This window comes from Haladaptatus sp. CMAA 1909 (assembly GCF_043952005.1).
GTDB lineage: Archaea > Halobacteriota > Halobacteria > Halobacteriales > Haladaptataceae > Haladaptatus.
In genome coordinates this window covers 1,992,285-2,013,588 of the sequence record NZ_JBIOAV010000001.1, presented here as the reverse complement: position 1 = coordinate 2,013,588, position 21,304 = coordinate 1,992,285, and the positions used below count along the sequence as shown (strand labels likewise).

Annotated in this window: 22 protein-coding genes; 10 read left to right on the top strand and 12 right to left on the bottom strand. The window is 63.1% G+C overall.

What is annotated here, in order from left to right; all coding sequences use genetic code 11:
- The first annotated feature begins 140 nt into the window (after positions 1-140).
- Together purH and ACGYLY_RS11025 are read left to right on the top strand one after the other, a co-directional pair.
- On the top strand, positions 141-1,757 hold the full coding sequence (gene purH, locus ACGYLY_RS11030) for a bifunctional phosphoribosylaminoimidazolecarboxamide formyltransferase/IMP cyclohydrolase (RefSeq protein ID WP_395281572.1): 1,617 nt from the start codon (positions 141-143) through the stop codon (positions 1,755-1,757).
- A 340-nt stretch (positions 1,758-2,097) separates the two neighbouring features.
- Positions 2,098-2,361 carry a zinc ribbon domain-containing protein gene (locus ACGYLY_RS11025; RefSeq protein WP_395281573.1) on the top strand — a complete coding sequence of 88 codons (264 nt, stop codon included), beginning with the start codon at positions 2,098-2,100 and terminating at the stop codon, positions 2,359-2,361.
- Between the two features lie 29 nt (positions 2,362-2,390).
- On the opposite strand, the gene ACGYLY_RS11020 is transcribed toward ACGYLY_RS11025, so the two are convergent.
- On the bottom strand, positions 2,391-3,191 hold the full coding sequence (locus tag ACGYLY_RS11020) for an alpha/beta fold hydrolase (RefSeq protein ID WP_395281574.1): 801 nt from the start codon (positions 3,189-3,191) through the stop codon (positions 2,391-2,393).
- 144 nt (positions 3,192-3,335) lie between these two features.
- On the opposite strand from ACGYLY_RS11020, the gene ACGYLY_RS11015 reads away from it, so the two are divergent.
- Together ACGYLY_RS11015 and folP are read left to right on the top strand one after the other, a co-directional pair.
- Positions 3,336-3,866 carry an SHOCT domain-containing protein gene (locus ACGYLY_RS11015; RefSeq protein WP_395281575.1) on the top strand — a complete coding sequence of 177 codons (531 nt, stop codon included), beginning with the start codon at positions 3,336-3,338 and terminating at the stop codon, positions 3,864-3,866.
- A gap of 68 nt (positions 3,867-3,934) precedes the next feature.
- Positions 3,935-6,373 (top strand): dihydropteroate synthase, encoded by a 2,439-nt coding sequence (gene folP, locus ACGYLY_RS11010; RefSeq protein WP_395281576.1) that lies wholly within the window; start codon positions 3,935-3,937, stop codon positions 6,371-6,373.
- 9 nt (positions 6,374-6,382) lie between these two features.
- Here the strand turns inward: folP and ACGYLY_RS11005 are convergent, their stop codons facing one another.
- The 7 genes from ACGYLY_RS11005 to ACGYLY_RS10975 form a co-directional block, all read right to left on the bottom strand.
- On the bottom strand, positions 6,383-7,192 hold the full coding sequence (locus ACGYLY_RS11005; RefSeq protein WP_395281577.1) for an ABC transporter permease: 810 nt from the start codon (positions 7,190-7,192) through the stop codon (positions 6,383-6,385).
- Positions 7,189-7,860 (bottom strand): ATP-binding cassette domain-containing protein, encoded by a 672-nt coding sequence (locus tag ACGYLY_RS11000; protein ID WP_395281578.1) that lies wholly within the window; start codon positions 7,858-7,860, stop codon positions 7,189-7,191. Before ACGYLY_RS11000 ends, ACGYLY_RS11005 begins: the two co-directional genes overlap by 4 nt.
- A gap of 155 nt (positions 7,861-8,015) precedes the next feature.
- On the bottom strand, positions 8,016-9,092 hold the full coding sequence (locus ACGYLY_RS10995) for a glycosyltransferase (protein WP_395281579.1): 1,077 nt from the start codon (positions 9,090-9,092) through the stop codon (positions 8,016-8,018).
- A gap of 84 nt (positions 9,093-9,176) precedes the next feature.
- Positions 9,177-9,776, bottom strand: a complete 600-nt coding sequence (locus tag ACGYLY_RS10990; RefSeq protein ID WP_395281580.1) for a hypothetical protein — start codon at positions 9,774-9,776, stop codon at positions 9,177-9,179.
- A gap of 275 nt (positions 9,777-10,051) precedes the next feature.
- Complete coding sequence (locus tag ACGYLY_RS10985; RefSeq protein WP_395281581.1) at positions 10,052-10,516, bottom strand: hypothetical protein; 465 nt, start codon at positions 10,514-10,516, stop codon at positions 10,052-10,054.
- Positions 10,517-10,600: 84 nt separating this feature from the next.
- Positions 10,601-10,795, bottom strand: a complete 195-nt coding sequence (locus tag ACGYLY_RS10980) for a hypothetical protein (RefSeq protein ID WP_395281582.1) — start codon at positions 10,793-10,795, stop codon at positions 10,601-10,603.
- 4 nt (positions 10,796-10,799) lie between these two features.
- Positions 10,800-11,132, bottom strand: coding sequence for a HalOD1 output domain-containing protein (locus ACGYLY_RS10975; protein ID WP_395281583.1), 333 nt, complete (start codon positions 11,130-11,132; stop codon positions 10,800-10,802).
- A 176-nt stretch (positions 11,133-11,308) separates the two neighbouring features.
- Between ACGYLY_RS10975 and ACGYLY_RS10970 the strand changes: the two genes are divergently transcribed.
- Positions 11,309-13,114, top strand: a complete 1,806-nt coding sequence (locus ACGYLY_RS10970; protein ID WP_395281584.1) for a S9 family peptidase — start codon at positions 11,309-11,311, stop codon at positions 13,112-13,114.
- 18 nt (positions 13,115-13,132) lie between these two features.
- Here the strand turns inward: ACGYLY_RS10970 and ACGYLY_RS10965 are convergent, their stop codons facing one another.
- Positions 13,133-13,624: a GNAT family N-acetyltransferase gene (locus tag ACGYLY_RS10965; RefSeq protein WP_395281585.1), complete on the bottom strand. Its 492-nt coding sequence runs from the start codon at positions 13,622-13,624 to the stop codon at positions 13,133-13,135.
- A 121-nt stretch (positions 13,625-13,745) separates the two neighbouring features.
- On the opposite strand from ACGYLY_RS10965, the gene ACGYLY_RS10960 reads away from it, so the two are divergent.
- The 4 genes from ACGYLY_RS10960 (at position 13,746) to ACGYLY_RS10945 (ending at position 17,350) form a co-directional block, all read left to right on the top strand.
- Positions 13,746-14,690: an ABC transporter ATP-binding protein gene (locus ACGYLY_RS10960; protein WP_395281587.1), complete on the top strand. Its 945-nt coding sequence runs from the start codon at positions 13,746-13,748 to the stop codon at positions 14,688-14,690.
- Complete coding sequence (locus ACGYLY_RS10955) at positions 14,687-15,520, top strand: ABC transporter permease subunit (protein ID WP_395281588.1); 834 nt, start codon at positions 14,687-14,689, stop codon at positions 15,518-15,520. Before ACGYLY_RS10960 ends, ACGYLY_RS10955 begins: the two co-directional genes overlap by 4 nt.
- Positions 15,521-15,584: 64 nt before the next feature.
- Positions 15,585-16,520 carry an ABC transporter ATP-binding protein gene (locus ACGYLY_RS10950; protein WP_395281589.1) on the top strand — a complete coding sequence of 312 codons (936 nt, stop codon included), beginning with the start codon at positions 15,585-15,587 and terminating at the stop codon, positions 16,518-16,520.
- On the top strand, positions 16,517-17,350 hold the full coding sequence (locus ACGYLY_RS10945) for an ABC transporter permease (RefSeq protein WP_395281591.1): 834 nt from the start codon (positions 16,517-16,519) through the stop codon (positions 17,348-17,350). The genes ACGYLY_RS10950 and ACGYLY_RS10945 overlap by 4 nt, the downstream gene beginning before the upstream one ends.
- 27 nt (positions 17,351-17,377) lie before the next feature.
- Here ACGYLY_RS10945 and ACGYLY_RS10940 read toward each other — a convergent pair whose 3' ends face one another.
- The 3 genes from ACGYLY_RS10940 to ACGYLY_RS10930 form a co-directional block, all read right to left on the bottom strand.
- A complete protein-coding gene (locus tag ACGYLY_RS10940; RefSeq protein WP_395281592.1) occupies positions 17,378-17,956 on the bottom strand; it encodes a response regulator in 579 nt (192 codons plus the stop codon).
- Positions 17,957-18,239: 283 nt separating this feature from the next.
- Entirely contained in the window at positions 18,240-18,890 is a 651-nt protein-coding gene (locus ACGYLY_RS10935; RefSeq protein ID WP_395281593.1) for a bacterio-opsin activator domain-containing protein, read from the bottom strand.
- Between the two features lie 240 nt (positions 18,891-19,130).
- Complete coding sequence (locus ACGYLY_RS10930; protein WP_395281594.1) at positions 19,131-20,180, bottom strand: NAD(P)-dependent glycerol-1-phosphate dehydrogenase; 1,050 nt, start codon at positions 20,178-20,180, stop codon at positions 19,131-19,133.
- Between the two features lie 235 nt (positions 20,181-20,415).
- Between ACGYLY_RS10930 and ACGYLY_RS10925 the strand changes: the two genes are divergently transcribed.
- Complete coding sequence (locus tag ACGYLY_RS10925; RefSeq protein WP_395281595.1) at positions 20,416-21,267, top strand: NmrA/HSCARG family protein; 852 nt, start codon at positions 20,416-20,418, stop codon at positions 21,265-21,267.
- Positions 21,268-21,304 lie beyond the last annotated feature (37 nt).

The following is a 21,304-nucleotide window of genomic DNA, read 5'->3' as shown; positions in this document are numbered from 1 at the left end:
AAGCGTGTCGGTCCGGTGACGCACAAGTATGCATACAAAACCGAAAAATAACGATACGTCCCGGGGATATATACACGATATTGCATAGAATACGTCGCTGGACCGCAACTACTTTGGCCTCGCCCCGCCGTCCTTCTCGTATGACAGGGATTGCGGGTATGGCCGGGAACCGTGGTCGAAACCTCATGCACATCGCGGACCTCGCGCCGGGCGGGGCGGAACTGGCTGTCGTCCTCACCAACAGCGCGGACGCGCCGGTACTGGACGAGGCCGAAAAGCGGGGGATTCCCACGGAGGTCGTCGAACGGGGCGACGACGAATCGCGGAAGGAACACGAACGCCGCGTCCTCGATGCGCTCGCGGACTACGAGTTCGACCTCGTCTGTCTCGACGGCTACATGCGTATCCTCTCGGACGAGTTCCTGGACGACGCGCCGACGACGCTCAACGTCCACCCGTCCCTGCTCCCGTCGTTCCCCGGCATGGACGCGTGGGGCGACGCATTGGACGCGGGCGTGAGCACGACCGGATGCACGGTTCACGTCGTCACCGACGCGACGGACGACGCGGGCGAGGTGGACCGCTCTAAGGTCGACAACGGCCCGATCGTCACGCAGGAACCGATTCCGGTGTACGAGGGCGACGACGAGCAGACGCTGAAGGAGCGTGTCCTCTACCAGGGCGAGTTCAAGGCGTATCCGCGTGCGGTGCGCTGGTTCGCTGAGGGGGACGTCGACGTCGATTTCGACGCGAACGAGGTCCACGTCGAGGCGGATACGGACGAGGAACTCCCCGCTCGAAAGGTCGAATCGTTCGACCGCACCGCCAGCCTCCGATACGGAGAGAACCCACACCAGGACGCCGCGCTCTACGCCGACGCGACGTGCGAGGAGGCCAGCGTGGTCCACGCCGAGCAGTTGAACGAGGGCGCGAAGGCGCTGTCGTACAACAACTACAACGATGCCGACGGCGCGCTGAACCTCATCAAGGAGTTCGACCGCCCCGCCTGCGCGGTTATCAAACACACCAACCCCGCCGGGTGTGCTGTCGCCGACTCGCTCGCCGAGGCCTACGAGCGCGCCCTCTCGACGGACGCGAAGAGCGCGTTCGGCGGCATCGTCGCGCTGAACCGCGAGTGCGACGACGCTACCGCGACCCAGATCGTGGACTCGTTCAAGGAAGTCGTCGTCGCGCCGGGCTACACCGACGACGCGCTGGCGACCCTCTGCGAGAAGAAGAACCTCCGCGTGTTGGAGGTTTCCGACCTCGGCGAAATTACGGAAACCCACACCGAGAAGGACCTCGTGGGCGGCCGACTCGTGCAGGAGCGCGACATGCAGGACCCGACCCGTGCGGACCTCGAAATCGTCACCGAGCGCGAACCCACCGAGGAGCAACTCGACTCCCTGCTCTTCGCGTGGCAGACCATCAAGCACGTCAAGTCTAACGCCATCCTCTTCGCCAAGGGCACCGAGACGGTGGGCGTCGGCGCGGGACAGGTCAGTCGCGTGGACGCGGTTCAAATCGCCACCATGAAAGCCGACCGCGACGCCGAGGGCAAGGACGCCGACGGCGCGGTCATGGCCAGCGACGCCTTCTTCCCGTTCCCGGACGCCGTCGAGGAGGCCGCCGAGGCGGGCATCGAGGCCGTTATCCAACCCGGCGGGTCGGTGAACGACGACGACGTCATCGAGGCCGCGAACGAGAACGGCATGGCGATGGTGTTCACCGGGAGTAGGTGCTTCCGGCACGATTGAGCGAAGCGATTGAGTGCCGGAAGCCAGCGAGACGCAGCGCCCGAAGGGCGACCGTCTCGCGCGGCTTTCGCTACGACTGAGCGAAGCGAAGGAGTGGCGAACGATTTCTATAGCCTACTCCACCGAATTTTCTGGGCCGATTGAGTGACGAACATTTCCTATAGCTCATTTACCAAAATTTCCGGGAGAGATCACATCAAAAGCTCGTCAGAGCTTGCTCTGACGGTGTTTCCGGCATGACTGAGCAGTAGCGAAGTCATCCGGAGGTACGTCGTGAAGCGTAGCGGAACGACGGTGTTTTCAAGAGAAAACTTATAGCCGCTCTCCTCAACGATCCAATATGAATTTCCGGGCGGAACACGGCGTCTACCTTGCGCTCGCAGTCGTCGTCGGAGCCTTCTTCGTCCTGTTCGCGTTCATGGGTCCCGTCGGGTGGATTCTCGACGTTCTCCTCGTCCTCGCCGTCCTCAAACTGGCCGGGGGGAGTAGCCTGTTCGACGCGACGCCGGCGGAGCCGAAACGCAACTGCCCGGAGTGCGGCGCTCGGAATACCGTGAACGATGCGTTCTATGGATACTGTGGCAGGTCGATGGGCGACGGGTAACACGATGAAAACGCGGATCCGCGCCGCCCTCACAAGGATTCCACGAACGATTCGACGCGACGGTTGAACCGTTCGGGTTCTTCGAGGGTGATGCAGTGGCCGCTCGTTTCGAACAGTTCGAATTCGGCGTTCGGGAGGCGGTCCGCGACGTCCCGGACGGCGGCGACGGTTCGCCATTTTTCGTCCCCGCCGGCACACACGAGCGTCGGAAGGTCGATGTCGGGAAGCACGTCGCGGTAGTCGCGCATCGTGTAGTCGAACAGAATCGCGCTCTTGATGGGTGGCGGCGTACGTGAGAGTTCGTCGAACACCAGCACTCTCGTCTCGGGGGACGGTGGGTCCGCGAACGCCGCTCCGATGAGACCCTCGATGAGCGTCTCCTGGTCCGTTTGGACGAGTTCGAGTGTTTCGGTAAGTCGTCCCAAATCGTTATTTCCGTGGTCGTAGCCGTCCCACGCGAACGCCGACGCCGACATATCGACGTCGACGAGTGCCCGAACTCGTTCGGCCCCGTACCGGTCTAAATATTCCCACGACACGAGCGCGCCCATCGACCACCCGACGAGAATCACGTCGTGCAGGTCTTGCTGGTCAAGAAACGCGTGTAGGTCGCGGGCGTACTGTGGCACCGTGTGGCCGGTTTCCGTCTTTTCCGAGCGTCCGTGGCCCCTGTAGTCGAGCGCGATGATCCGGTAGTCGTCCGATAGGGACGTCAGTTGGTGGGTGAAGAAGCGAACCCCCGTCATCACGCCGGGGAGAAACACGAGCGGCGTTCCGTCTCCCTCGTCCTCGAAGTACAGGTCGGCTCCGTTACACCGTGCGTACGACATGGTAGAGACCATATGCTACGGACGGGCAAAAACACTGAACCCGGCCCCATCTCGGGACGGTTTCCGACCTCTCACCGACATGTCTCCGGCCGCTGACAAACGGAACGGACGAGTTGAAGTGGAACGGCGACGAAGTTCCACGCGATGAGCGCCCTCTCCAGCACGAAGGTCAAGACGCTGTTCGCGGGGTTCGTGTTCTCGCTCGTCCTCCTCGTCGGCATCGCCGTGTTCGGCACGGTTGCGACCCTCGCCGCCCTCGGGAGTCCGGCCTACGCGAACGCGCCGCTCCTCTTCGCGTTCTTCCGCGCCGGATTCCCGTACATCGTCGTGTTTCTACTGGACGGCCTGCTCGCCGCCGTCCTGTTCGTCTGGATGGTTTGGAGCGCGGCACGGAGTGTTTCGATGCCGCGAAGCGACCGCCTCGCCGGGTTCGCCCGCATCGCCGAGCGGTTCTCCCCGAAGGCCCGCGAGTTCGGCCTCGAAGAACGCGTCGAACCCACGAAGCGGGATCGGATGGAGGAACTGAAATCGAAGTATGTCGCCGACGAAATCGGCGAACACGAATTCGAACGGCGGATGATGCGGGTGATGGACGACGGGGAAGGAGGACGAGAACGGACGAAAACCCGACGCGGCGACGGACGGCGGAGCCGCGAGTTCGAACGGGAATTTTGACCCGGCGGAGCGGAGGATTCGACTCCAACTCCGACAATCTAAAGCGCTCGGCTTCTGTCCTCACAGATATGGACTACCACGAGGCGGCGAACTTTCTTTTCGACTTGCGGCGGTTCCGCCCGAAGCCGGGGACGGACTCCACCGCGAACCTCCTCGCACACCTCGGTGACCCGCACGAGGGTGGACGCTTCGTACAGGTCGCGGGTTCGAACGGCAAGGGCAGTACGGCCCGGATGACGGAACAAATCCTCCGCGAAGCGGGACTGTCGGTCGGGTTGTACACGTCGCCGCACTTCGACGACGTTCGCGAGCGAATCACGGTCGACGGACGGAAGATAACGGAGACGGCGATGGTCGAGTACGTCGAAGCCGTCTCGGGGTACGTGACCGAACGGGCGGCCCATGGAGACTCGCCGACCTTCTTCGAGGGGATGACCGCGATGGCGCTCTGGTATTTCGCCCGCGAAGACGTGGACGTCGCCGTCCTCGAAGTCGGCATCGGCGGACGGTACGACGCGACGAGCGTCGTGGACCCCGTCGCCTCGTCGGTCACGAGCGTCACGCTGGAACACACGGGCATCATCGGTGAGACGGTCGAAGAGATAGCCACCGACAAGGCACACGTCGCACCCGAAAACGCGCCGCTCGTCACCGGCGCGACGGGGAACGCCCTCGATGCCATTCGAAGACAAGCTGGCGACGTTCTGGTCGTCGGTGACGGCGAGGATTACGACGTGCAGGCTTCCTACGAGGGACGGACGAACCACACCGAGGCCGCGATTTCCCTGTCGGGACCCGACTGGAACGTCGAAACCTCGATTCCGCTTCTCGGCGGATATCAGGCCCAAAACGCAGGTATCGCGGCGATGCTCGCCCGGCAGGTCGCCGACGTGACCGAAGCCGAACTCGCCCGCGGACTCCGAAAGGGGTTCTGGCCCGGTCGGTTCGAAGTGATGGGGTCGGACCCGCTCGTGGCGCTCGACGGGGCGCACAATCCCGGTGCGTGTGAGGCCCTCGCCGACACCATCGCCGAGTTCGACTACGACGACCTCCACTTCGTCTTCGGCGCGATGCACGACAAGGACATCGAGGGGATGGCGGACGCGCTTCCGACGCCGGACCACGTCGTCGCCACCCACGCGAACATCGACCGTGCGGAGGACGTCGCGGTCGTCGCACGGGTGTTCGAGGACCGCGGCGTCGAACGCGTCGAACGCGTTCGCTCGGTCGAAAGCGCGCTCGACGGCGTGCTCGCGGCGGCGGACGAGGACGATTTCGTCCTCGTCGTGGGGTCGCTGTTCGCCGTGGCGGAGGCGCGGACCCGATGGACGCGGGCGGAGATTCCGAAGCGAATCGCCGACGTGGACGACGCGCGCGACGCGCTGGAGGCCAGCCACGTTGGCCACACGGAGAGCGTTCGAACGCGCGGCAAAGCGGTCCACCGCGTGGTGAAAACGCGCGTCCAAACCCGGCAGGCACAACGCCTCAAGGAGGAGATGGTGGCCCTCGGCGGCGAATGTGCTCGCTCCGGACTCAAGGAGCGGGACGACGAGAACATCGACGTGTTGTTGATGGGGACGCTGGCCCAGTACAAACGACTCGCCGAAACGCTCGACGACGGCCCCTACGGACTGTCGGTCTTCGCCGACGACCTCCGCGAGACGCTGGGAATCCAGCAGTTGAACGACGACGCGAACGGCCACGGCTACCCGTGGGAGGGCAGAACCGCGGTGATGGGCATCCTCAACGTGACGCCGGACAGCTTCCACGACGGCGGCGAGTACGAGGCACGCGAGGACGCCATCGACCGCGCGGAACGGATGGTCGAAGCGGGCGCGGACATCATCGACGTCGGCGGCGAGAGCACGCGACCCGGGGCCGAGGAGGTCTCGAACGAGGAGGAAATCGAGCGCATCGTTCCCGTCATCGAGCGAATCAGCGACCTCGACGCGATGATTTCGGTCGATACCCGAAAGGCCGAGGTCGGCCGCGCGGCGCTGGAGGCCGGCGCGGACATCCTGAACGACGTGTCCGGGTTGGAGGACCCCGAAATGCGATTCGTCGCCGCGGAGTACGACGCGCCGTTGGTGGTCATGCACAGCCTCGACGCGCCAGTCGTTCCGAGCCACACCGTCGAATACGACGACGTGGTCGAGGACGTCATCGCGGAACTGGAAGAGCGCGTTTTACTCGCGGAAAAGGCCGGACTGGACCGGAACAAGATAATCGTGGATCCCGGTCTCGGGTTCGGCAAGCGTCCCGAGGAGAGTTTCTCCCTCCTCGGTCGGACGGGCGAACTCCACGCCCTCGACTGTCCCGTCCTCATCGGTCACTCGCACAAGTCGATGTTCGACGACGTCGCGGACGAGGACCGAACGGCCGCGACGATTGCCGGAACGACCATCGCCGCCGAACGCGGCGCGGACATCGTCCGGGTTCACGACGTGGAAGAGAACGTCGCCGCCGTCCGTGCGGTCGAAGCGGCGAACGCGGAACGGACGGAGTAGACGGCGACGCTATCCCGCGCCCGCCTTCGACCCGTCGAACGGCTTCAACTGCTCCGCCTCGGTGAACGCGTAGCGACCGACGAGGAGGGTGCTCGCCATGCTCGTCAATCCGCCCGCGGCGAACAGCATGGCCATGATGACGAACTGGTACTCGGCCGCGTAAATGGGATTTGCGCCCGCGAGAATCATGCCGGACATCATGCCGGGGATGTACACCAGACCGAGGCTTTTCAGCGATTCCACCATGGGAATCAGGGACGCCCGCACGCTCGTCGTCACGTACTCGGAGACGACGTTTTCGGGGGCGACGCCGAGTGCGAGCACCGCCTCGATTTCGTTTCGATTCGACTCTATCTCGCCTTTGAACCGGTCCAGCGCGAGCGAGTTCGTCTTCATCGCGTTCGCGATGACCATCCCGCCGACGGGAATCAGATTTCGGACCGACGCCTCTATCGCACCGGCGGCGACCATCGTGACGATGACGAGTCCCGACCCGAACGCGATGCCGACGAGCGAGACGCGAAACACGCCGGGAACGTCCTCGCCGCGGTCCTTCGAAATCCACGCGGCGATTCCCATCATCGCCACGAGGACGAGCGCGCTCCACGCCAGACTCACCGAGAAGAGGATTCCGATGACCGACCCCATCGCGATCACCTGCACGAACCCGCGGACGAACGACCGCCCGAGTTCGGTTTCGAGGTCGAGGCTGCGGACGGCGGAGACGCCGAGGACGACGAGCGCCAGCACCGAGGCGACGGCGACCTGCATCAGACCTCGTAGCACGTCCGGGTTCCCGAACTGGTCGAAGAAGTTCACGCCATCACCTCCGACACCGGACCGATCGATTCGACCCGCCCGTCTTCGAGCAGTGCGACGCGGTCCGCCAACCGACGCGCCTGCGAATCGTCGTGGGTGACGAGGACCGTCGTGAGGTCGGTTTCGTGGATGAGGCGTTCGAGGAGCGTTTCGACTTTCGCTTCAGACGCCGAATCGAGACTCGACGTGGGTTCGTCGAGCAGGAGTACCTCGGGTTCCGTGATGAGCGTCCGGGCGATGGCGACGCGTTGTGCTTCGCCGCCGGACAGGTCGGAGACGTCGCGGTCCGCGTAACCGTCGAGGTTCATCCGCGCCAGCAACTCCTCCGCGGTTTCCCGTCCGACCGTCTCGCCGCGAAGTCGCGGACCGATGGTCACGTTCTCGAACACCGTTCCGTCACGAAGCGCGGGCGACTGGGGGACGATTCCGATTCGCCGACGGACCTCCCGCGGCGGGAGGTCGCGGTAATCCGTCCCGTCGAGAAACACGGTTCCCTCCGTTGGTTCGTCGAGGCGGTTGAGGAGCCGGAGGAGCGAGGATTTCCCCGACCCGGACGGTCCGAGCACCGCGAGTACGTCCCCCTCGGACACCGAGATGGAAACGCCATCGACGATTCGGTCCCCGGCGACGACCCGCGTGAGTCGTTCGGTTTCGAGTTTGGTCCCCATGCGTCGTCCGCCGGTACGGGGGACACGGCTTTGAATCCTCCTCCGGACGGTATCGATGCTCGATATTCCCATCGCCACCGCTCGAACCCCCTCGTTAGTCGGCGGTAGGCCTTTCACCCGCTCTATAATCCGTCGTTGACCCGCTGGACGTTCCGTTAGAAGAAACCGTACGAGTCCTGTACGTCGCGGTAGCAATCGAGATACTGCTCCAACACGGGATCGGTGTCGTAGCGCTCGAACTCCTCGTTTTCCGTCATCTGCGGGAGTTCGGCGGCCGACCGAAGCGCCTCCGTGAGCTCCTGCTCGCTCGTGGTTCGGAAGGTACGGTCCTCCTGCTCGACTAACTCGTGGGCGCTCGATTCGACGTGGTACTCGACCACGCCGACGCAGCCGCACGCCAACGCGCGCAACAGATCGGTCGGAAACGCCTCGCGCCGGGCGGTCTGGACGTAAACGTGCGCGCCGCGAAACACCGGTATCCGTTTTTCGACCGGTTGTGCGCCGGTGAACTCCACGCGGTCGTCGATACGGAGGTCCGAGGCCTGTCGCTCGTACCCCTCGCGCTCGGGTCCGTCGCCGATGATGACGGCGTGCCATCCCTTGTCACGGAGCTCGGCGAGCGCGAGAAAGAGGCTCTCCACGTTGGCGTCCTCGTCCAGACGGCGCGAGTAGACGATGTCGGCTCCCTCGACCACCTGCGCCTCGCGGATGGCGTCCATGTCGATGTTGTTCGGAATCACCCGCACGTCGTCCCCGTCCGCGCCCAATTCCCGGACGCGGGTTCGTATCGTCTCGGAGGGCGTGATGACTTCGTCCGGTGCCCGTGCCGCCATTCGGAGCGACTTCGAGGACGTTCCGATCGTTTCGGACGGCGATTCGTACCAGTCCACGACGAGCGGTGCGCGCGCGAGTTTGCTCGCCGTCTTCGCCGCGAGGACGTGTTTCGGCACCGCGGCGGCGTGAATCACGTCGGGTTTCGTCCGGCGGAGCGCGCCCGGAAGCGAGAGTGCGAAGCGTCGCGACGGCGTTTGACCCGGCGGGTCCTTCGTCACCGCGCGGTACTCCACGTCGTCCTGCTCGAACGTCCCGTGGTCGCCGTCCCACCACTGAGCACAGAGGACGGTTATCTCGTGGCCGCGGTTCGCGAGCAACTCCGCGATACGTCGAAGTCGATGGGTTCTCCCCGTGTCTTCGTGTTGGGCCGTCACTTCTGCGACGAACGCGACGCGCATACTCCCCGCCACGAAACGAGAAAGTAAAAGTCTTCTTTCATCTGGATGCCGATAGTGGAACTTATCTGATCTGTCGAAACTGGATCACTGGAACCAGCCATCGTCGCCGAACTCCACGGCGAGGTCCGGGGTCGCACCCTGAAATCGTCGTTGCCAACAGTGGCGGTCGTAAAAGTGTGCGATAGCTGTCACACCGAACGCACCGAGAACGAGCCCCGCGAGTTGGAACCCGGATGCGGGAACGAAGCGGAGCCACGCGAGCACGAGGAGAAACGCGCTGACGGCAGAGAGCGCGACGTAGAGTTTGTGCCACGGAATCGTCGTCTGTGCGTCGGTTGCGAGATACAGTTCGAAGTCCCGTGCGCTGTCGGTGAACGACACCTCCTTCGAATCCCGGTTGTAACTGACGATACCGATGTTTTCCAACTTCGGGAGGTGCGTCTGATACAGCGCGCTGTACACCGATTTGCGCTGCTCCGGCGTCACCTCCTCCCGCGCGATGTTGTTCTCCCACGCGGCGATTTGCTCCGCGAGTTCCCCCAACTCGACGGACTCCTGTTGCCGGTTGAGCGAGTAAAGAACGTACCTCCGTCGCAAGTTTTTCACCGCATCGTACACCTCCTGTTCTGAAAACGCACGTGACCGTGTCCGGTCAGCGTGCTCCCGCGAATGTGTCGTATTCATTCCTCCCACCCTGTCGGGCGTAGACGCCGAGATACCGCATAAATCAGCGACTCCGTTTACCCCGTATCCGGCGATGTCCCGCCGCCATAAACAGTTTATCGTCTGACAAACACGGGGTCGACCCGGCCGACTCGGAGGAAGTGCGGACGACGCGTTTTCACGGGAAGTGGCCACTCAATCGACTGTTACCTGTCGATTGGCCCGAGAAAACAGCACCATTCTTGGTCGATTCCGCGAAAAAGCGCCGCGTTCGGCTGTACTTCTGCCGTGTTCGTCTATCGTCCAGTATCGACGCGTTCTCGGGCCGACGGCGACGTTCGGCAGTTCGATGTGGCCGTCGCGTTCGTCGAACTCCCCGCGGTGGCACCGTGTTGTCTCGTCAGCACCGGCGTCGCGTGCGTGTCGTCGTACACGGTAACGTAGGTTATCGTGGTGTCGATACCCTGGCGCGGCACGGCGATACGCGTCGTCCCGTTCACCGGGCCGTACTGGAAGTACGACGTTGCGGCACCGTCCGGCGCGTTCCACGCGGTTCCGACGCCGACGCGTTCCGCCGTGCCGTACACCACGGCGGTCGAATCGTTGACGAACTCGACCCTGATAGCGTCGTGTGTCGCGTTCGTCGCGTGCCGTTGTTCGTGGGTAGCGTGTCCGTGCGTCGTCCCGACGACGCCGCTGCTTCCGGCGATACACAGGCAGATGACGGCCGTCACGAGGACGCGTCGTTTTTTCGTCTGCATGGCGTCCGGGCGTCTCACGCAGGGGTTTTTGTTATACACCGGCTACCGGAGGGAAACGATGGATTTACGCGTCGAACTGCGTCATTACTGTTCCACGGAATCAGAAGAAGGCTTTCGCAAACACGTGATTTCGACCATCACGTCGGGGACGTCATCGCTGGGGAGTCGGAACGTCCACGACCGGTCGAAGTCGATTCCGTTCTGTGCGCTCACTTCGAGCAGTTGACCGAGTTCGTCCTCGAATTCGGCCACCGATAGGAGTTCCAGTTCGGTCACCACTGTGCTAGTACCCGGTGCCGCCAGCACCCAATCGAGGTGTGTCGTCGTACACCTGTACCATCCCGGTCGTGTCGATGCGCACCGTACATCCGTGGAACGGGAACTGTACCGTCCCGATACCGAGGATGTCGTCCACATCGAACGAGTCGAACAACGATTCCAGCGCGTCGCAGTCGAGCGTCCTCTGTAGCGGCGGCATCTTCTCCATCGGCGTCCCCGTCACCTCCGACACCGCGAGGCTGACAGCGACGACGATGCTGTCGGTTTCAGCGCTATCGAACGAGAACTGGTGTATCAAATCCGAATCACTATGAGAATTTTGAGATGTCGTATCCATACTATATCACGAAACGTAGTACAAATCAAGTTATCGGTCGTTCAAAGTCTGTGCCTTTGTATCTCCATTCTTTAAGTATCATGAAATGTGTTTTATCTGTCTATTTTATCCCGGTCAAGAACGCGCGGATTCCGGCGAGCAAAGGACTATCCCGTCAGCACCGAAACCCATCGACGATGACCTCCTACGATTTCGAGCGCTACCTGAACGTTCGAAACGCCTACGGCGCGTCCTTCGATTCCACGGGAGAGCGGCTTAGCTTCCTCCTGGATACGACCGGCGTTCCACAAGTGTGGCAGTTGGACGGCCCACGTACGTGGCCCCAGCAGTCGACCTTCTACGACGAGCGGGTGACGTTCGTCTCGTGGTCGCCGGAGCGCGACGAACTCGCTTTCGGGATGGACGACGGCGGGAACGAACGCCAGCAACTGTTCCGACTCGACGGCGACGGCGAAACGGTCACGCCGCTGACGGCGATGCCGGACGCCAAACACCGATGGGGCGGGTGGAACTCCGACGGGTCGCAGTTCGCCTTCGCGTCGAACCGACGGGACAACGCCGTCTTCGACGTGTACGTACAGGACCGCACCGGGACCGGAGACGACGCCGAGATGGTGTACGAGGGCGACGGATGGCTCTCGCTCGCCGGATGGAGTCCCGACGATGACCGCCTCGTGGTGGTCGAATCGCACTCCTCGTTCGACCGCGACCTCCATGTCCTCGACATCGAATCGGGCGACACCGAACACGTCACGCCGCACGAGGGGAACGTCCGATATCAGGGCATCAACTGGGGGCCGGACGGCGACGCGCTCTACCTCGTCACCGACGACGGTGCCGACACGATGTATCTCGCCCGCCTCGACCTCGACACGTACGACATCGAACTCGTCGAGGAGGGCGGGAACTGGAACGTCGACGGCTGTGCGCTCGACGAGGAGACGGGGCGACTCGTCTACTCGCGCAACGAGGACGGCTACACTGAACTCACCGTCGGCGAGTTGACCGACGGGACGACCATCCGCGAGTTCCCGACGCCGAACCTGCCGCGCGGAATCGCGGGGGGAGTCAGCTTCGGGCCGGACGCCGAACGCTTCGCCATCTCCGTCACCGGTAGCGCGAGCAACACCAACGTCTACGTCGTCGAAACCGAAACCGGCGAGGCCGAGCGCTGGACCGACGCATCGACCGCCGGACTCCCGGCCGACTCGTTCGTCCGCCCGAAACTCGTCCACTTCGAGAGCTTCGACGGCCGCTCGATTCCCGCGTTCTTTTCGGTCCCCGACGGCGCAACGGCGGGCGAAACACCCGTCATCGTGGACATCCACGGCGGTCCCGAGAGCCAGCGCCGCCCGTCGTTCGGCGCGGTCAAACAGTACTTCCTGAACCGCGGCTACGCCTACTTCGAACCCAACGTCCGCGGGTCGTCGGGCTACGGCAAGGAGTACACCCATTTGGACGACGTGGAAAAGAGGATGGACTCGGTCGCCGACGTCGAGGCCGGCGTCGAATGGCTCCACGACCAGCGCGTCGTGGACCCCGACCGAATCGTCGCCATGGGCGGTTCCTACGGCGGCTTCATGGTCCTCGCGGCGCTGACGGAGTACCCCGACCTGTGGGCCGCCGGAATCGACATCGTCGGCATCGCCAACTTCGTCACGTTCCTCGAAAACACGGGCGACTGGCGGCGCGAACTCCGGGAGGCCGAGTACGGGTCGCTCGAAGACGACCGCGACTTTCTGGAGTCCGTCAGTCCCATCAACAACATCCAACACATCGAAGCGCCACTGCTCGTCCTGCACGGCGAAAACGACCCGCGCGTTCCGGTCGGCGAGGCCGAACAGATCGCGGAGGAGGCCGCCGAACAGGGCGTCCCCGTCGAGAAACTCGTCTTCCCCGACGAGGGCCACGGCTTCTCGAAACTGGAGAACCGAATCGAGGCGTACACGAAAATTGCGGCGTTCCTGGAGGAGTACGTCTGAGCGCGGCGGTTCCCTGATTCACAACTCCTTCTCGTACGCGTACTCCCGAACGCCGAGCGTCGGGTCTTCCCGTTCCTCGACTCGCTCGAAGCCGCGGGACTCGTAGAACCCCACGCCGACGTCGTTGTCGGCGAGGACGACCAGCCGAAGTCGGTCGGCGTTACGCTCCTCCAATCGCCGTTCGACGCGGGTCAACAAGCGAGTTCCCAACCCCGTCCCCCATTCGTCCGGAAGAACGTAGATGCGGAGGAGTTCGAACGTTCCCGCTTCGTCGCTCGGGGCGACGTGGACGAACCCGACGAAGTGGTCGCGTTCCGCGACGAAGAACTCGTGGGTCGGTTCCCGCGTACTCTCGCGGAGTCGGTCCGGGTCGTACCACCGGTCGATGGTGTCGTCCACGGCATCCGCGCCGATGATGTCGTCGTAGGCGGCGTGCCACGACCGGCGGGCGACGCGTCGAATCGCGGCGGCGTCGGTCGGTCGTGCGGGACGAAGTTCGGACGTGACCATTCGAGGTGGTGGCTCCTGTCGGTCAATAGTCCTTTCAAGAGGTTGTCTTATGCTATCAACTGACATGCTGATAGCTGTCAATCAGGAGAAAACTTTTGTAGGCGGCATCGAAAGTCCCGCCATGGCCGCCATCGAAACCAAGTCCCTCACGAAGCGGTTCGGCGACGTCGTCGCGGTTCGCGACCTCGATTTGACGATCGAGGAAGGCGAAATATTCGGCTTTCTCGGTCCCAACGGGGCGGGGAAATCCACCACCATCAACATGCTGTTGGATTTCATGCGTCCCAGCAGCGGCACGGCGACGGTCCTCGGCTACGACGCACAGGAGGACTCCCGCGCCATCCGCGACCGAATCGGAATCCTCCCCGACGGCTATCACCTCTACGACCGACTGACCGCGCGCGAACACCTCGAATTCGCCATCGATGCGAAGAGCGCGACCAACGACCCTGCGACGCTCATCGACCGCGTCGGGTTGACACAGGAGGAAGCCGACCGGAAGGTCGGCGGCTACTCCAAGGGGATGACCCAGCGTCTCGCGCTCGCCGCCGCGCTGGTCGGCGACCCGGATCTGCTCATTCTGGACGAACCCTCCTCGGGCCTCGACCCGCACGGAATCGCCGAGATGCGCGAACTCCTCCAGCGGGAGGCGGACCGCGGGACGGCCGTGTTCTTCTCCAGTCACATCCTCTCCGAAGTCGATGCGGTGTGTGACCGCGTCGGAATCATGAACGACGGCGAACTCGTCGCACAGAACACCATCGACCGACTTCGAGAACTGACCGGCGCCCGCTCGCAACTCCTCCTTTCGGTCGAACGGGTTCCCACGGGCCTCGACGTGACCTCCATCGAGGGCGCCTCCGACGTGTCCGTCGAGGAATCCACCCTCAGGGTGTCGTTTTCCGACCCCGCGACGAAACCCTGCGTAGTCCAGCGGGTGGACGCGGCGGGGACCATCACCGACATTCAGTCCGAGGAAGCGTCGCTCGAAGAACTGTTCACCTCCTACACGACGGGTGACGACTCCGGCGAGAACCCCGACGCGCGCGTGGAGGTCTCCGCATGAGTTGGGTCTCCGTCGCGAGAAAGGATTTCATCGATTCCCGACGCTCGAAGGGACTGTGGGCGCTCATCGCCCTCTACGTCGCGGTGCTGGCGCTGACGGTCTACGTCGCGCCGTCGGACGTGACCATGACGAACGTGCTCCGACTCATCGCGCTCGTCGGCATCTTCATCATCCCCATCAGCGCGCTGGTCATCGCGTACCTCGCCATCGCGGGCGAACGCGAATCGGGGAGCATCAAGTTCCTCCTCGGACTCCCGAACACGCGCCTGGACCTCGTGGTCGGAAAGTTCGTCGGCCGGTCGGCCGTCGTCTCCCTCGGCCTGTTGTTGGCGTTCGCCATCGCAGCCGTCGAAGGGTCGCTCCTCCTCGCATCGGTCGATATCGCCGTTTTGGCGCAGTTCTTCGTGCTGTTCCTCTTCTTCGCGGTGACGTACATCGCCATCGCCGTCGGCCTCTCGGCCGCGTGTGCGTCCCGCTCGCGGGCGATGGCAAGTTCGGTGGGCGTCTTTTTCGTCTTCAACGTCCTCTGGACGATTCCGGCGATCTCGCCATCGGCGGCGCTTCGATTCGTCGCCGACGACACGCTCGGCATGCACCTCTCCGCCCAGGTGTACGAGTTCGTGTATCTCATCAGTCCGCCCTACGCGTTCCAGCGCGCCGCGGACCTCGTGTTCAACCAACAGCAACTCTACTACTTCCGCGTACTCGCACAGGACGCCACTGTGCCGTTCTACCTGAAGAAATGGTTCATGCTGGTCATCCTCGGACTGTGGTTGATCGTCCCGCTTACGCTCGGTTACTGGCGGTTCGAGCGCGCGGACCTTGGATGAACGGGCGTGCGATGATTTATCATGGCAGCATACATTTAACTACCCTAGGAATTATATGACCGTTATGGCCGCCATACAAACGACTGGTCTCACCAAGCGGTTCGGTGATGTGGTCGCGGTCCGTGACCTGAACCTCCAAGTGAAGGAAGGGGAAGTGTTCGGCTTCCTCGGTCCGAACGGGTCCGGAAAATCGACGACGATCAACATGCTGATGGACTACATCCGTCCGACGGACGGGACGGCGACGGTCCTCGGCTACGACGCCCAAGCGGAGACTCAGGCGATCCACGAACGCATCGGAATTCTGCCCGACGCGACGGACCTCTACGGACGGCTGTCGGGGAAAAAACACATCCAGTTCGCCATCGACTCCAAGGGGACGGACGAGGACGCGGACGAAATCCTCGACCGTGTCGGCCTCTCCGCCGACGACGCCTCGCGTGCTGCGGGCGGGTACTCGAAAGGGATGCGCCAGCGCCTCGTTCTCGGAATGGCGCTGGTCGGCAACCCGGACCTGCTCATTCTGGACGAACCCTCCTCGGGTCTCGACCCGCACGGCGTCAAGGAGATGCGCCAAATCATCCAACAGGAGGCGAACCGCGGGACGGCCGTGTTCTTCTCCAGCCACATCTTGAGCCAAGTCGAGGCGGTCTGTGATCGCGTCGCCATCATGAACAAGGGCGAACTCATCACCGTCGACACCATCGACGGCCTCCGGGACGCGGCCGGAACCGGTGCCACGATGATCCTGACCGTCGACACCGTTCCGAACGTCGGATTGGAGAACGTCGAGGGCGTCACGAACACGGCCGTCGAGGGCAACGAGATTCACGTCACGTACACCGACGCGGGTGCGAAGGCGAAGGTCATCAACGCCGTCGAGGAGGCGGGTGCAACCGTCTCCGACATCAGGACGAAGGAATCGTCGCTCGAAGACCTCTTCGAGGCCTACACGACCGGTTCGGAGAGCCAACGCGTCGAATCGGAGGTCCACGCATGAGTTGGGCCGTCGTCGCGCGCAAGGATTTCGAGGACGCCGCCCGCTCGAAGATGCTGTGGGGTATTACGGTGTTGTTCGTGCTGGCAACGGCCGGTGTGATGTACGGAGTGAGCGCGTTCACCGATGATTTCACCGCGAAACAAGCCATCGGGCTCCTCAGTTCGCCCGCAACCCTTCTCGTTCCCCTCGCGGCGCTCGTCGTCGCGTACCTCGCCATCGCGGGCGAGCGTGAATCGGGGAGCATCAAGCTGCTCCTCGGCCTGCCGCACACTCGACGGGACGTGGTTTTCGGAAAACTCATCGGACGGTCCGGCATCGTCGCAGTTGCAACCGTCGTCGCGTTCGTCGCCGGTGCCATCGTCCTCTTCGTCCAGTACGGCACGTTCCCCGTGGCGGATTTCCTCGTGCAGGGTATCGTCACGTTCATCTTCGGGATGGTGTTCGTCGGCATCGCCATCGGTTTCTCGGCGATGACGTCCACCCGTTCGCGGGCGATGGCGCTCGCCATCGGCCTGTACTTCCTCTTCGCGCTCATCTGGGACATCGTCCCACTGGGCGTGTACTACCTCGTCGAAGGCGGAATGCCGAACATGGCGAACGGACTTCCCGGGTGGTACTTCTTCCTCCAGATCATTAATCCGAAGAACGCCTACTCGCTCACGGCGTTCTTCCTGAATAACCCGAGTGCAACGAGCCCGTACGCCGACCTCGTTCAAGGAAGCGCCCCCTTCTACCTCGAAGGGTGGTTCTCGCTCGTCATCCTCGCGTTCTGGTTGATCGTTCCCGTCACGCTCGGCTACTGGCGGTTCGAACGAGCGGACATCAGCTAAACCCGCACCAAAATAGATCTTTTCGCCTTACGTCCCTTCGGGAGCGACAGCGTTGGTGGTCAGTTCCATGTCCAACTCGGTGTCGTCCATCCGGTCCAACGTCGTCGAAAGAGACCGTTTCAGGCTTCGTATCTCCGAGATCAGTGCTTGGTACTCCTCGTGGTTCTCCAGTTCGGACCGGTCGATTCGTGCCTGGAGGGTCGCCTGCTTCGACGAGAGCGCGAGGAGTCTCCGAACGTCGGTCGAGTAGGTCGACCGGCGGAGGAGGCTTTTCACGACGTCGTGCAGTTCGCTCGGCTCGGTGACGGGCTTGACGACGTACGTGTCGTAGCCCAGCGCGAGCACGTCGAAGCTCGGTTCGACGGCCGTCACCATCCCGACCCGGCAGTCGATATCGCGGCTTCGAATCGTTTCTAGAACGTCGTCGCCGCTCGTCTCGGGCATGTCCCTGTCGAGGAGGACGACGTCGAGCGTGTCGTCGAGCGATGCGAGCGCTTCCGCACTGCTGTATGCGATTCGAACGTCGTACTCGTCTTCGAGCCACCGGGCAAACAGGTCGGCAATCGGCTGTTCGTCGTCGACGACGAGTATTCGGTGGTCAGTCATTCGTGGCCTCCGGGACGATGGACGGACGGATTCCGGGCTGATACGGACGATGGCGTCGTCCACAGTTCATTATGGCGGGTTCCACTTTCCGACCGCGGGTGAAAAGTCCGACTCGCTTCGAGAGTATCGGACGAGTCTCTAACGGAGTGGCTGTAAAGCGGATGAAAGTCCACCAGCGTCGCCGTTTCCGAGCGTCCAGTCACGTAGAAACGATGTGGCCCGAAGTAGTTGAGACCACATGTTTCCTACGAAACACACTTAAGTGCCTTGCTGATTCAACGAGCTATCCATTCATCGGACGGAGTAGTCCGGCGATGAGGTTCGCATATCCGCGTCGAAGACGACCACCAACGGCCTGTGGAGATATTCCCAGTTCGTCGGCTAACCCTTCACGCGTGATCCCGCGCGGTCGTTCGAAGTATCCCCCTTCGTAGGCAGCGATGAGCGTTTCCTGTTGTGCGGGTGTGACACCCGCGGAGTCGTGAACCGCCCGTTCCTGCATGGAGTATACCCGTTCGACCTGCAGCGGAATTTCTTCGTGTTGACAGAACGTCTGGAACGTAGACATCTCCTCCTGTGCCGGGAACCGAAGATGAAACGTCCAGTCGTCCGCCGTCCCGTTCGCTTCCACGATAGTCGCGTTGGCTTCTTCGACTCCGTGGACGAGGTTCGTGATCTCGTCGTTCCATTCGACGTGGAACAACGTATCATCGGTCCGAGTGTCGATCCTTGTGAGCGTGTTGACGGCCGGTTCGGTGCGTGCTGCCGCCTCGAACCGACTGATATCGTCACCGCGCGCCCAGAAGAAAGGGAACATCGACATTCCTACCGGGACGACACGTTCGAGTTCGATTTGCACCTGCGAATCCGCACGCAACGCGCGGCCGAGTGCAAATTCGTCGGCGGATATCGAAATCTCAACGATGGAACTCATCTGTTTTCGATACCACCACGAGAAATCAGTTACGCTGGGGTATTCAATGTTGTTGCCAAATTCGAGCATAATCGCCGTCATCTCATCGAAAAACGTTACTGGAACGAAGTGCGTTCAATCTCCGAACCGAACGGCTATCGACTCCGTAATCCGTCACGTTCCTGTCGGTATCGATTCCGTAGTACTCGTACGTGGTTCACGAATCAACGCTCCATCCGAACGAAATCCAACGCGTACCATTCAGATTACTTTCGTCGTTTCCGCCGCCTCGAACGCGGCCGCTCGACTCATTCCGTTTCCGAGGATGGTGTATCGGTCCCGAATCCTGTGGGCCGTCGTGAGCGCTTCGACCACGGTGTCGGCGTCGATCCCCAACCCCTCCGCCGTCGTGGGCGCGCCGATGGTCGCGAGCGCGTCGCGGATGCCCTGCCAGTCGCCGCCGTGGAGGTACTCCGTGATGATGGACCCGACGCCGACCTGATGACCGTGCAGCGCCGCCCCCGGCGCGATTCGGTCGAGTTGGTGCGAGAACAGGTGTTCGGCCCCGCTGGCCGGGCGCGAGGAGTCCGCGATGCTCATGGCGACGCCCGAGGAGACGAGGGCCTTCACGACGACCCACGCCGACTCCTCCAGTCCGGGCCGAATGGTGTCGGCGTTGTCCACCAGCATCTCCGCGGTCATTTCCGCCAGCGTCGCGGCGTACTCGTGGAACTCGACGTTCTGGAGCCGCTTCGCCAACCGCCAGTCCTCGACGGCCGTGTAGTTGCTGATGATGTCGGCACACCCCGCGGTCGTGAGTTCCCACGGTGCGTCCGCGATGATTTCCGTGTCCGCCACGACGGCGAGCGGCGGTTCCGCGGCCACGCTGTGGCGCGTGTCCTTCTCCGGGACCGACCCTCGCCCGCTCACGATGCCGTCGTGACTCGCCGCCGTCGGAATCGAGACGAACCCTCGCCCGAGTTCGTCGCTCGCCATCTTGGCGATGTCGATGGCCTTCCCGCCGCCCACGCCGACGAGATATCCCGGCTCCACCTCGTTCGCCACGTCGATGACGCGCTGTACGGACGCGAAACTCGCCTCCTCGATGACCACGGTTTCGACTCCCCATCCGGCCTCCTCGAACTGGTCCGCGACGCGCTGGCCCGCCACCTCGTTCGGCGTCGGACTCGTCACGAGGAGCGGCGTTCCGTGCAAATGCAGTTCGTCGATGGCCGCCGTCGTCTCCGAGAGAACGCCATGGCCCACCACGACGTTCCGCGGCAGGCGAATCCACGAAGATTTCTCGAACATATCCGACACTCTCTCGTGCGCGGTCAAACAGTTTCCCCTCCAACGACGCGCCGAGGTTGTTCAGTCGATTTCCGGATGTGGCTCTATCGAGGCGGCTCGGTGCCCCACTTTTCCAGCGCGACCGTCAGTTCGGGGTGGTCCTCGGTTCGCTCCTCGTCGGCTTGTGGTTGCTCCGTCGCTATCGCCGAACGGGGGCGACAACGACTAAGCGACTTCGCGGCGTTCTCTGCCCGTCATGCCACCGGAACGAGTGCTCGTGGCGGGAGCAACGGGGAGACAGGGAGGAGCGGTCGCGCGCCACCTCATTGACAGGGGAGTCGAAGTTCACGCGCTGACGAGGGACCCGGGGAGCGACGCGGCACGGGAACTGGACGAGTTAGGTGCGGTAGTCGTGGAGGGCAACCTCTTGGACGAGGCGTCGCTCGCGCGCGCCATGGCCGACATGGACGGCGTCTACGGCGTCACCACGTCGGAAGCGGGATTGGATGCCGAGGTCGGACAGGGGACGAACCTCGGGGAGGTCGCCGCCGAACACGGCGTGGACCACTTCGTGTTCAGTTCGGTGTGGGGTGCCGACAGGGACAGCGGCGTGCCCTTTTTCGACACGAAACACACCATCGAACGCCGCCTCGCCAACCTCGATTTGCCGCTCACGGTCGTCAGGCCGGTGTCCTTCATGCAGAATCTGGAGGGCATGCGCGACGACGTGATGAACGAGACGCTGTCGATGCCGCTCGAACCGCGCGTTCCGATGTACCTGATAGATGTGGACGACATCGGCGCGATCGTCGCGGAGGCCTTCCACGGGCGGGCGAACTACGTCGAACGGAGCATCGACATCGCGGGCGACGAACTCACGCTCTCGGCGATGGCGGTTCGACTCTCGGAGAGCATCGGCATCGACGTGACGGCGGACCACGTTCCCATCGACACCTTCGAAAAGCGGGCGGGGGAGGACTACGCGGCGATGTACCGCTGGCTCAATCGGCAGGAAGCGCCCATCGACCTCGCCGAGCTGCGGGCGAACCACGACGTGGAGTTCACGCTGTTCGAGGAGTACCTCCGCGAACACGAATGGGGCGAGTAGCCGTTCTCGCCGAATCGGTCCCTCGCCTCGAATCCCC

Coding starts and splice junctions, on each gene's coding strand:
- purH (WP_395281572.1), top strand. CDS start 141: ATGACAGGGATTGCGGGTATGGCCGGGAACCGTGGTCGAAACCTCATG.
- ACGYLY_RS11025 (WP_395281573.1), top strand. CDS start 2,098: ATGAATTTCCGGGCGGAACACGGCGTCTACCTTGCGCTCGCAGTCGTC.
- ACGYLY_RS11020 (WP_395281574.1), bottom strand. CDS start 3,191: ATGTCGTACGCACGGTGTAACGGAGCCGACCTGTACTTCGAGGACGAG.
- ACGYLY_RS11015 (WP_395281575.1), top strand. CDS start 3,336: ATGAGCGCCCTCTCCAGCACGAAGGTCAAGACGCTGTTCGCGGGGTTC.
- folP (WP_395281576.1), top strand. CDS start 3,935: ATGGACTACCACGAGGCGGCGAACTTTCTTTTCGACTTGCGGCGGTTC.
- ACGYLY_RS11000 (WP_395281578.1), bottom strand. CDS start 7,860: ATGGGGACCAAACTCGAAACCGAACGACTCACGCGGGTCGTCGCCGGG.
- ACGYLY_RS10995 (WP_395281579.1), bottom strand. CDS start 9,092: ATGCGCGTCGCGTTCGTCGCAGAAGTGACGGCCCAACACGAAGACACG.
- ACGYLY_RS10990 (WP_395281580.1), bottom strand. CDS start 9,776: ATGAATACGACACATTCGCGGGAGCACGCTGACCGGACACGGTCACGT.
- ACGYLY_RS10985 (WP_395281581.1), bottom strand. CDS start 10,516: ATGCAGACGAAAAAACGACGCGTCCTCGTGACGGCCGTCATCTGCCTG.
- ACGYLY_RS10975 (WP_395281583.1), bottom strand. CDS start 11,132: ATGGATACGACATCTCAAAATTCTCATAGTGATTCGGATTTGATACAC.
- ACGYLY_RS10970 (WP_395281584.1), top strand. CDS start 11,309: ATGACCTCCTACGATTTCGAGCGCTACCTGAACGTTCGAAACGCCTAC.
- ACGYLY_RS10965 (WP_395281585.1), bottom strand. CDS start 13,624: ATGGTCACGTCCGAACTTCGTCCCGCACGACCGACCGACGCCGCCGCG.
- ACGYLY_RS10960 (WP_395281587.1), top strand. CDS start 13,746: ATGGCCGCCATCGAAACCAAGTCCCTCACGAAGCGGTTCGGCGACGTC.
- ACGYLY_RS10955 (WP_395281588.1), top strand. CDS start 14,687: ATGAGTTGGGTCTCCGTCGCGAGAAAGGATTTCATCGATTCCCGACGC.
- ACGYLY_RS10950 (WP_395281589.1), top strand. CDS start 15,585: ATGGCCGCCATACAAACGACTGGTCTCACCAAGCGGTTCGGTGATGTG.
- ACGYLY_RS10945 (WP_395281591.1), top strand. CDS start 16,517: ATGAGTTGGGCCGTCGTCGCGCGCAAGGATTTCGAGGACGCCGCCCGC.
- ACGYLY_RS10940 (WP_395281592.1), bottom strand. CDS start 17,956: ATGACTGACCACCGAATACTCGTCGTCGACGACGAACAGCCGATTGCC.
- ACGYLY_RS10935 (WP_395281593.1), bottom strand. CDS start 18,890: ATGAGTTCCATCGTTGAGATTTCGATATCCGCCGACGAATTTGCACTC.
- ACGYLY_RS10930 (WP_395281594.1), bottom strand. CDS start 20,180: ATGTTCGAGAAATCTTCGTGGATTCGCCTGCCGCGGAACGTCGTGGTG.
- ACGYLY_RS10925 (WP_395281595.1), top strand. CDS start 20,416: ATGCCACCGGAACGAGTGCTCGTGGCGGGAGCAACGGGGAGACAGGGA.